This window comes from Candidatus Accumulibacter aalborgensis (assembly GCF_900089955.1).
In the GTDB taxonomy this organism is placed as follows: domain Bacteria; phylum Pseudomonadota; class Gammaproteobacteria; order Burkholderiales; family Rhodocyclaceae; genus Accumulibacter; species Accumulibacter aalborgensis.
The window spans coordinates 129,513-138,284 of the sequence record NZ_FLQX01000095.1 but is presented as its reverse complement, the minus strand read 5'-3'; the positions used below and the strand labels follow the sequence as shown (position 1 = coordinate 138,284).

Genomic DNA, 8,772 nt, shown 5'->3' with positions numbered 1-8,772 from the left:
GGCAAGCGCTGCGCTCCGCACCAACCTGCTCGGTACGTGTGGTAGGGGGGCTAAACGCTTACTTTGAAGAATGTGCATGTTCGTGATCTTTTCATCCGCGAAGATGAACTTGATCCCGAACGACTTCTCAAGCGAGGCATATACCTTGCGGTAGTCTCGTTGGTCATAGAGGTTGTACGCATAAGCAACGAACACCTGCTTAGTAAGATTTTCTCTCGGTTGAGCCACAGATCCTCCTTTGATCTTGCTAGCACGATGTAGCAATCCCACCTGACGCTTTGCTTTGCGTCATTACCGTATGGGTGTGCTGCGCTTGAAAGCATCCGAAAAAAAAACAATCAGGTGTGCCATCGACCCGTTCACTAAAATTTCCGGGAAATGCGTCATTGCCAAGGCGGCCGCTCCATCGCCCTGGCGGGTGTCGAACAGCCCAGCGATTGCATCCGTTTCGAAGTGGCGTAGCATATCACCAAGGAACATCGTCCGGAAACTTGCTCGCCAGCGTTGCTGCCAGAGCCTGCCAGGGTCTTGAAATCGAGCATTTCCGGCTGATGGGTCGGTGGATGACAAGATCTCCTCGTAGTTTCTTGTTTCCGCACCGACTGGCACAATGCGCGTGTCCGACGCCCATGTGGTCAGACTTGTCATCGCCACACCACCGACCGACCATCCCCACCCTCCCTTCACGTCAAGCCCCCATGAAAATTGCCTCCTGGAACGTCAACTCACTCAAGGTCCGCCTGCCGCAACTGCTCGACTGGCTGGCGGCGCAGCAGCCCGACGTCGTCTGTCTGCAGGAGACCAAACTCGATGACCCGGTCTTCCCGAGGGAGGCGATCGAGGCCGCCGGTTATCACGTCGTTTTTTCGGGGCAGAGGACGTACAACGGCGTCGCGCTGCTGTCCCGCGAGGCGCCGACCGAGGTCGTTTCCGGCAACCCGCTCTACCCCGATCCGCAGAAGCGCCTGCTTGCGGCGACCGTCGGCGGGATCTGCGTGCTCTGTGCCTACGTTCCCAATGGCCAGTCGGTCGGCAGCGACAAGTATGCCTACAAGCTCGACTGGCTGGACGCGCTGGCGAGGTGGATGGCCGACTTGCTCGCCGCCAATCCGCAACTGGTCGTCGCCGGCGATTTCAACATTGCGCCGGAAGACCGCGACGTGCACGACCCGGCCGCCTGGGCCGGACAAATCCTCTGTTCGGAACCCGAGCGCGAGGCTTTCCAGCGCCTGCTGAGCCTCGGTCTGAAAGACAGCTTTCGCCTCTTCGAGCAACCGGCCAGGAGCTTCTCGTGGTGGGACTACCGGATGCTCGGCTTTCAGAAGAACCAGGGCTTGCGCATCGACCACATCCTGCTCTCCGATCCGCTCGCCGCCCGCTGCACGGCGGCCGGCATCAGCCGCGAAGTGCGCAAGCTTGAGCGTCCGTCGGATCACGCGCCGGTGACGGCGCAACTGGCCGATTGATGACTGCCTTGACGCTCACCTCGACGGCAGACCTGGCGCAAGCACTGCTCGCGCTCTACCCGGCGCTGCGCTCGCTGCCTACCGCGCAACTCGCGGCGCTGTGCCCGGCGACGGCCGTTCGCACGCTGCCGGCCGGCACGCAGTTATTCAGCGAAAGGCAGGACTGCATGGGCTTTCCGCTGATCCTCAGCGGAACGATCAAGGTCGTCAAGAGCACCGCCAGCGGCCGCGAGATGCTCCTTTACCGTGTCGAGCCGGGCGGCTCGTGCATCATCACTTCGAGTTGCCTGCTCGGGCACAGCCCTTATTCAGCGCGCGGCATCGCCGAGACACCGCTCGCCCTGCTCGTCCTGCCCAACGCGCTGTTTGCGCAACTGGTCGCCGGGAATGCCCTGTTCCGTGACTTCGTCTTCCACCTGTTCGCCGAACGGATCGCCGAACTGATGCAACTCGTCGAGGAAGTCGCTTTCCACCGCCTCGACCAGCGCCTGGCCAGGCTGCTGCTCACCAGGGGCGAAACGATCCGCGCCACGCATCAGGCGCTGGCCGAAGAACTCGGCAGCGTACGCGAGATCGTCAGCCGACTGCTCAAGGGCTTCGCCGAACAGGGAATGGTGACGCTCGGCCGCGAGCAGATTGCGGTCATCGACCGGGCACAATTGCAGCAACTGGCGGATAGCCATCGCTGAACTGGAACGTGTGGAGGGCTGGTGACTGTGTGACCTGGGTTACAGACAGGGCCACCCCCATGGCGTACGCTGGCTCCGTTAGCCACAACCCTTAACGGAGAAAATCATGAAAACCAACGTCGGTGGTATCGACAAAATCCTGCGCATCGTCATCGGTATTGCGCTGATCACCATGGCCGCCCTGGGTGTCGTCGGCGCCTGGGGCTGGATCGGTGTCGTGCCGCTGCTGACTGGTCTGTTCGGCACCTGCCCCGCGTACACGCTGCTCGGCATGAACACCTGCCCGATCTCGAAAAACGGCTGAGCACCCACGCTCAGGCGACTGCGGCGTGCGCTTTCGACACGCCGCAGTCATGTCAGGCAATTGGCCAGGCGAACATAATCCTCGACCGATAGTTCCTCGGCCCGACAGGTCGGCGAAACGCCGAGTTCTGCCAGGCGAAGGTCGTCGATCAGCGAGCGAAGACTGTTGCGCAGCATCTTGCGGCGCTGGGCAAAAGCCAGCGAAACGAGCGCCGCGAACTGTGCTTCGTCGTTCGCCGACAGCTCTCCGGCTGGCCGGGGAATCAGGCGGACCACCGCCGAATGGACCTTTGGCGGCGGGGCGAAGGCGTCCGGCGGCACGTCGAGCAGCCGCTCCATGACGAAGCGGTATTGCAGCATGACCGAAAGGCGGCCGAAGTCGCGACTGCCGGGTGCGGCGACCATCCGTTCGACGACCTCCTTCTGCAGCATGAAGTGCATATCGCGCACGCAATCGCCGAAAGCGGCCAGGTGGAAGAGCAAGGGCGTCGAGATGTTGTAGGGCAGATTGCCGACGATGCGCAGACTGCCGCCCGCCTCGGCCGCCAGGCGGCCGAAGTCGAAGGCCAGCGCATCCCCCGCATGCACCGTCATCCTCGCCGGCGAGTACTGCTGTTGGAGGCGGATAACAATGTCGCGGTCGAGTTCGACGACCTGCAGATGGTCGAGCCGCCGCAAGAGCGGATCGGTCAGCGCGCCCAGCCCCGGACCGATCTCGACCACCAGGTCGCTACGCTGGACGGCGACCAGATCGACGATATCAGCGATGACCTGCCGATCGACCAGGAAATGCTGGCCAAAGCGTTTGCGCGCGATGTGGGGCATCATCCGCTCAGTGCTTGGCCGGCCCGCGCGACCATTTCGATCGCCTGGGCGACGGCCACCAGCAGACTACCCGGATCGGCCTGGCCGCTCCCCGCCAGGTCGAGCGCGGTGCCATGATCGACCGAGGTGCGAATGATCGGCAGTCCCAGGGTGACGTTGATCCCGTGACCGAAACTGGCGTACTTTAGCGCCGTCAGGCCCTGATCGTGGTACATGGCCAGGATGCAGTCGCCGCGCGCCAACACCGCAGGAGAGAACATCGTATCGGCCGGCAGCGGCCCGAGCAGCGTCATTCCCTCGGCACGCAGGCGTTCGAGCACCGGGATGATGACGTCAATCTCTTCATGGCCGAGGTAGCCACCCTCGCCGGCGTGCGGATTGAGGCCGGCAACCAGAATTCGCGGATCTGCGAAGCCATACTTCTGGCCCATTTCGCGATGCAGGATGCGCAGCGTCTCCTCGACCGCGCTCTGCGTCACCGCAGCCGGCACGTCCTTTAGCGGTAGATGCGTCGTCACCAGCGCCACCCGCAGCCCGCCGCCGGCGAGCATCATCACCACCCGTGGCGTTCCCGTCCGCTCGGCCAGGTATTCGGTATGTCCGGTGAAAGGAATGCCGGCATCGTTGATCACGCCTTTGTGCACCGGCGCGGTGACCATCGCCGCAAACTCTCCGCTGCGGCAACCGGCGAGCGCCCGATCGAGCAGCGCCAGAACGTATGGCGCGTTGGCGGGGTCGAGTCGACCCGGTTGCGCCTTGGCGCCCATGGGCAGATGAAGGACTTCGAGCGCGCCGGCTGTCGGCGGCAGCGCCGGATCCCAGTCGCGGAAAGCGCCGGGAACGTTCAGCGCCGCCGCTCGTTCAGCGAGCAGAGAACGATCGGCCAGGACGACAATCCGCGCCGGCAAGTGAACTTCGTGACCCTGGTGACCTGCACGCGCGCCAGCCAGCAGGCGCAGGCAGACCTCGGGGCCGACGCCGGCTGGTTCGCCGCTGGTCACGGCGATCACTGGCAAGGAGTGCACGTGCTCAGCTCTCCTCCAGGCGGATCTCGACATAGGCCCGGTCGCGCGCCTGACGCAGCCAGTCCTGATAAGCCTCGTCGCGCTTGCGTTCGCGCAGCACCTGACGCGCCGCAGCACGTTGGCGGTCGCTCGAAACGTCCTGCACCCGGCGCTCGAGCACCTCGATCAGGTGAAAACCGAAAGGTGTCTGGACCGGCTCGCTGACCTCGCCCGGTGCCAGGGCGTTCATCGCCCGTTCGAACTCGGGGACGGTGTCGCCGGGGTAGATCCAGCCCAGATCGCCGCCTTTCGTCGCCGACCCGTCCTGCGACAAAAGTCTGGCCAGCTCGGCAAAGCTTTCACCGTGCCTGATCCGTTCACGCAGAGCCTCCAGCTTGTGCCTGGCCTCGGGCTCGGAAACTATCTCGTTGACCTTGATGAGGATGTGCCGAGCGTGCGTCTGCTGCACCGCCTGCGACGCCCCACCGCCGCGTTTGGCAAGCAGCTTGATCAAATGGAAGCCGTTCGAACTGCGCAGGACCTGCGACACATCGCCTACCTTGAGCGTGGCGCCGGCTTCGGCAAACATGGGCGGCAGGCGATCGAGCGAACGCCAACCGAGATCGCCTCCTTTAAGGCCATCCGGCGCATCTGAATAGGCAGCCGCAAGCTGCGCAAAATTTTCGCCCTTGATCAAACGATCCCGCACCTGCTCGGCCTTGGCCCGAAGCTTCTGAATCTGCTCCGGACTGGCCGACTCGGGCGAACGCAGGAGGATGTGCGCCAGTTGATACTCCTCGCCTGCGCCTCCCTGCGCCGACGTGCTGGCCAGGTAATTGTCGATCTCGCCTTCGGAAATCACCAGTTTGTTCTCCACCTCGCGCTCACGGACACGAGCGATGGTCATCTCCGAGCGAATCTCTTCGCGAAATTCGGCGAAGGCGATCCCGTCCTTCTCCAGCGCTACCCGGAACTGGGCGAGCGACAGTTTGTTACTGGCCGCTATCCGCTGCAGTGCCTGCTCGAGTTGGGCGTCGTCCACCTTGATGCCGCTGTCGCGAGCAAACTGCAACTGCACCTTGTCGATCACCAGTCGTTCGAGCATCTGTTTTTCCAGCACATCTCGCGGCGGTAGCGGCATTCCCTGTCGCTGCAACTGGCTCGACGCAGAGTCGACACGTGTGCGCAGTTCGTACGAGGTAATCACCTCGTCATTGACTACGGCAACGATCCGATCGACGGCGACCGGCTGGGCAGATTGCCGGGGAGCGGTTTGCGCCATCGCCATGGCCGAAAGGCAAGCCGAGAGGAGCACAGTGCGAAGCAGAAGCATCATCTTTGGACCTACTGTTCAGCCAGGGCCTGGTCGGTTAGCGGTTGGCTTGCAACGTAACCCGGAATCCGGCGCTGAATGAGACTCAGCGGATTCGAACCAACGCGCGTCAAGCCATTGAGTTCCAGTTGGACGAAGAACTGGGTGTTCGAGTCCGCCTGGGTGGTCTGGATGCGGTGGGCAACCGCGCGCAGCGCCCAGCAGCCCGCGTTGTACTCCAGCCCACCGATGATCTCGACGGGCACGTTCTGCAGGAACGAGTAGTTGTAGCGACCGACCGCCTGCCAGCGACCGTTGATCGGCCACTGCCCGGAAACGTCGACCTGCTTGATCGGCGTCGCCGCGTCGGGGTTGTAACTGTAGCTCGCGTTGAGCAGCTTGCCCGGCGCCGGCACGTAGTGGGCACCGAACCCGAAGCGCTGGAACTGCTGATTGTTCGGGTCGTACTCCAGGGCCGTGTCGGCGTACAGCTTCGGCAAGACCTGGCCGCTGAAAGCAGCCAGGTAGTTGGACGTGGCCCAATCCGGGTTGCCGATGGCTGCGGGCAGAAGGACCTTGTTCTGGCTGAAATAGAAAACCTGGCCCAACATGGCGCGCATGATTTCACTGCCGGTGGACGGATCGATCAGGCGAGACGAGACCGCAGCAGTCAATTGGTTGGCGTTGTTGATCCGATCCCAGCCGGAATATCGGTTGTCGGCGAAGATCTGCGCGAAGTTGAAATCGGCCAGCGCGGTGTCAAAAACCGGGATATCGTTCTGATTCTTGTACGGAATATTCAGGTAGAACAGTCGCGGTTCAAGCGTCTGGATATAGTCACGACCGAACCAGTTGCTCGGTCGCTCGAAAGTCATCCCTGTATCGACACTGAAAATCGGCAAGCTGCGATTGATCGAATCCGGTAGAAGACTTGCCGACGATGGACGCGACAGCGCGTACTGGGTCACATTGGCACCCACCCGCGGAATCACGTACCACCCTGGCGTAACGTAGGGCATGGACACCTGTGGCTGGAGCACGGTCCGCTGTCCTTCGACCTTGCTCGGGATGACCACCTGTCCAGCGACCTTGGTCGCGCCGGCACTGACGAAATTGGTGTACTGCCCGAAAAATGCGCTGTCGGTCAGATAGATGTCCGGTTGCCGCGCGTTGACCGTGATCTGCGGCAACAGGCGATACGGTTGGGCAACCGGATTCTGGGCGTCCGGCTGCAGCGTCTGGTAAGACTGCACATTCGCGGTCGCCGACCACCACCCGCCACCACCGTAAGTCAGCGTACCCTGCTCAAGTAGTTGCGTCTTCGCCGTGCTGGTAATCTGGCTCGATAGATCGGTGTAATAGTTGTTGTCCGAGACCCGACTGTAGTTGACCGCACCGGAAAAGCCTTTGGCCAGCGTCTGGGTGTGTGTCAGAGCCACCCCCCAGCGCTCGCTATTCGTTTCCCGGTCGTGGGGGAGAACCTCGACGAGCGCGTCACCGCGGTAGCTGCCGCCATACGCGGTGTTGAGATAGCGGACTTCGGTGCCGACTTGCAGCCCGCGTCGGGTAAGAATGCGTGGCGAAATGGTGGCGTCCATGTTGGGCGCTATGTTCCAGTAGTACGGCAGGGTGAACACCAGGCCGCTGTCGCTGGTCGCGCCATAGGACGGTGTCAGGAAGCCCGACTTGCGCTCATCGCTGAGTGAAAACGACACCCAGGGTGAATGGAAAATCGGCACGCCGAAAAAGCGAACCGTGGCGTCGTCGCCGCTGCCCACTTCATTATCGTAGTCGAGCTTCAGTTCGGCCGCACTGAGATACCAATCGTCGTTACCAGGCTTGCAGGTCGTGTAGGTGGCAGCAGTCAGACGATACTGATTTTCGCCTTCCAGATCGATGCGCTCGGCGTCGCCACGCCCCTCGCTCACCTGACCGACCGGCCCTTTTGCCTTTACCACGGTTTGGCCCGGCGTGATCTTGATCGTCCGCGGCGCGGCAAAACCACTCGTCCACTCGTCGCCGGGTTCCGCACCGGGCAGATTGTCCGAAGACGCGTCGCCGGGGGCGGCTACGGCCACCGCCGGCTGTTTTTTCATGAAATACGAAGCCTGGTCGACGAAGCCCACCCGGTCATCGATCTTCAGTCGCATCCTTGGGCCGGCAATGTAGTCGTCGCCCTGCTCGAGGCGTGCGTGGCCGACGGCCTCGACCTCGTCGTCGGCGGGCCAATACGTCAAGCGGTCGCCGGTCAGCACCGTGCCTACCTTGCGCAATTCGGCGTCGTCCTCGGCCAGTAGCTCTCGATCGATGACGCCCGAGATTCGCTGCGCTCTCAGGAAGGCCGGTCGCGGAACAGCCTCCTCCTTCGGCGGCGGCACCATGGTCTTTGCCATCCGCAAGGGGAGCGGCAGGCGAGGCGATATCTCTTGCTCACCGCCGACTGCAGGCGACGGCTTGGCACTCGGTGACTGAGCCGCCGGGCGGGTCATCGGCTCGGCGGCGGAATCTTCGCCGGCCTTGACAGCCGACAGGGGCGTGGCTAACGGCGTCACGACCGGACTCGGCGTGTATGACTCGGCGCGCGGCTGGAGCTGGACAGCCGGAGCGGGAACAACCGGCGCGGCGGCCTCGGCGGGAGTCGCCAGCACCGGCTCTGCGCTCTCCGATGAATGCGGCAGGAGCGCGGACTCCGACGGCGCAGGCACCGGCGGCGCTTCGCTTGGCAGCGGTTCGCGGGCGGCGGCAGATGCCGGTGGCGACGCCATCGGCAGCGTTGAAGGGGCCGCTGCCGGCGTGATCGTGGTGCCTTCCGCCGCCGCCCCCGTCCCCTTCGTCGTGGGCGTCGAGTCAGCCGCGGGCAGCGCCACTGCCCGCGCGTCAACGGCTGGCTGTTCCGCCGGCGCTGCAAGCGCGGGCCGGGCCGCTTTCAGCGGCGGCAGGCCGAGCAGACCTGGATCGACCCGGAAAGGAGCAACGGCCTGCGCCTGAACCTGGCCAACGAAGGTAGCCGCCAAGGTGCCGGCAAGACTGCAACAGAAGGCCAGAGTCAGCGGCTTGCGCCGGGAAAGGGACGTCATTCCGGATAGGTCAGTGAAAAATGCAAGGGGTGGCAGGTGGTCGGAAACGGTCACGACTTTCATGATCGGAGGGTCTTGAGAAGCCGTGAGCGTTTG

Annotated in this window: 9 protein-coding genes; 3 read left to right on the top strand and 6 right to left on the bottom strand. The window is 63.3% G+C overall.

Translation table 11 applies throughout. The features are described from left to right. Positions 1-228: hypothetical protein (locus ACCAA_RS21785; protein WP_222104804.1), on the bottom strand; the 228-nt coding region annotated here is incomplete at its 3' end. A 63-nt stretch (positions 229-291) separates the two neighbouring features. After that, positions 292-648 (bottom strand): hypothetical protein, encoded by a 357-nt coding sequence (locus tag ACCAA_RS07125; RefSeq protein ID WP_186406533.1) that lies wholly within the window; start codon positions 646-648, stop codon positions 292-294. A gap of 50 nt (positions 649-698) precedes the next feature. Here ACCAA_RS07125 and xth point away from each other — a divergent pair, with 50 nt between their 5' ends. From xth to ACCAA_RS07110, 3 genes are all read left to right on the top strand, one after another. Then, the gene (gene xth, locus ACCAA_RS07120) at positions 699-1,466 is read left to right on the top strand and encodes an exodeoxyribonuclease III (RefSeq protein ID WP_186406532.1); all 768 of its coding nucleotides are present in this window, start codon (positions 699-701) and stop codon (positions 1,464-1,466) included. Beyond that, positions 1,466-2,155 (top strand): Crp/Fnr family transcriptional regulator, encoded by a 690-nt coding sequence (locus ACCAA_RS07115; RefSeq protein WP_186406531.1) that lies wholly within the window; start codon positions 1,466-1,468, stop codon positions 2,153-2,155. The genes xth and ACCAA_RS07115 overlap by 1 nt, the downstream gene beginning before the upstream one ends. Before the next feature lie 106 nt (positions 2,156-2,261). After that, positions 2,262-2,459 carry a YgaP family membrane protein gene (locus tag ACCAA_RS07110; protein WP_186406530.1) on the top strand — a complete coding sequence of 66 codons (198 nt, stop codon included), beginning with the start codon at positions 2,262-2,264 and terminating at the stop codon, positions 2,457-2,459. 47 nt (positions 2,460-2,506) lie between these two features. Here the strand turns inward: ACCAA_RS07110 and rsmA are convergent, their stop codons facing one another. Genes rsmA through ACCAA_RS07090 form a run of 4 tightly spaced genes read right to left on the bottom strand, consistent with a single transcriptional unit; the run spans position 2,507 to position 8,676 of the window. Next, complete coding sequence (gene rsmA / locus ACCAA_RS07105) at positions 2,507-3,286, bottom strand: 16S rRNA (adenine(1518)-N(6)/adenine(1519)-N(6))-dimethyltransferase RsmA (RefSeq protein WP_186406529.1); 780 nt, start codon at positions 3,284-3,286, stop codon at positions 2,507-2,509. Beyond that, the gene (pdxA, locus tag ACCAA_RS07100; RefSeq protein WP_186406528.1) at positions 3,283-4,341 is read right to left on the bottom strand and encodes a 4-hydroxythreonine-4-phosphate dehydrogenase PdxA; all 1,059 of its coding nucleotides are present in this window, start codon (positions 4,339-4,341) and stop codon (positions 3,283-3,285) included. The genes rsmA and pdxA overlap by 4 nt, the downstream gene beginning before the upstream one ends. Then, positions 4,313-5,623 (bottom strand): peptidylprolyl isomerase, encoded by a 1,311-nt coding sequence (locus ACCAA_RS07095; protein ID WP_186406527.1) that lies wholly within the window; start codon positions 5,621-5,623, stop codon positions 4,313-4,315. Before ACCAA_RS07095 ends, pdxA begins: the two co-directional genes overlap by 29 nt. An 8-nt stretch (positions 5,624-5,631) precedes the next feature. After that, a complete protein-coding gene (locus ACCAA_RS07090) occupies positions 5,632-8,676 on the bottom strand; it encodes an LPS-assembly protein LptD (protein ID WP_186406526.1) in 3,045 nt (1,014 codons plus the stop codon). Between the last annotated feature and the right edge of the window lie 96 nt (positions 8,677-8,772).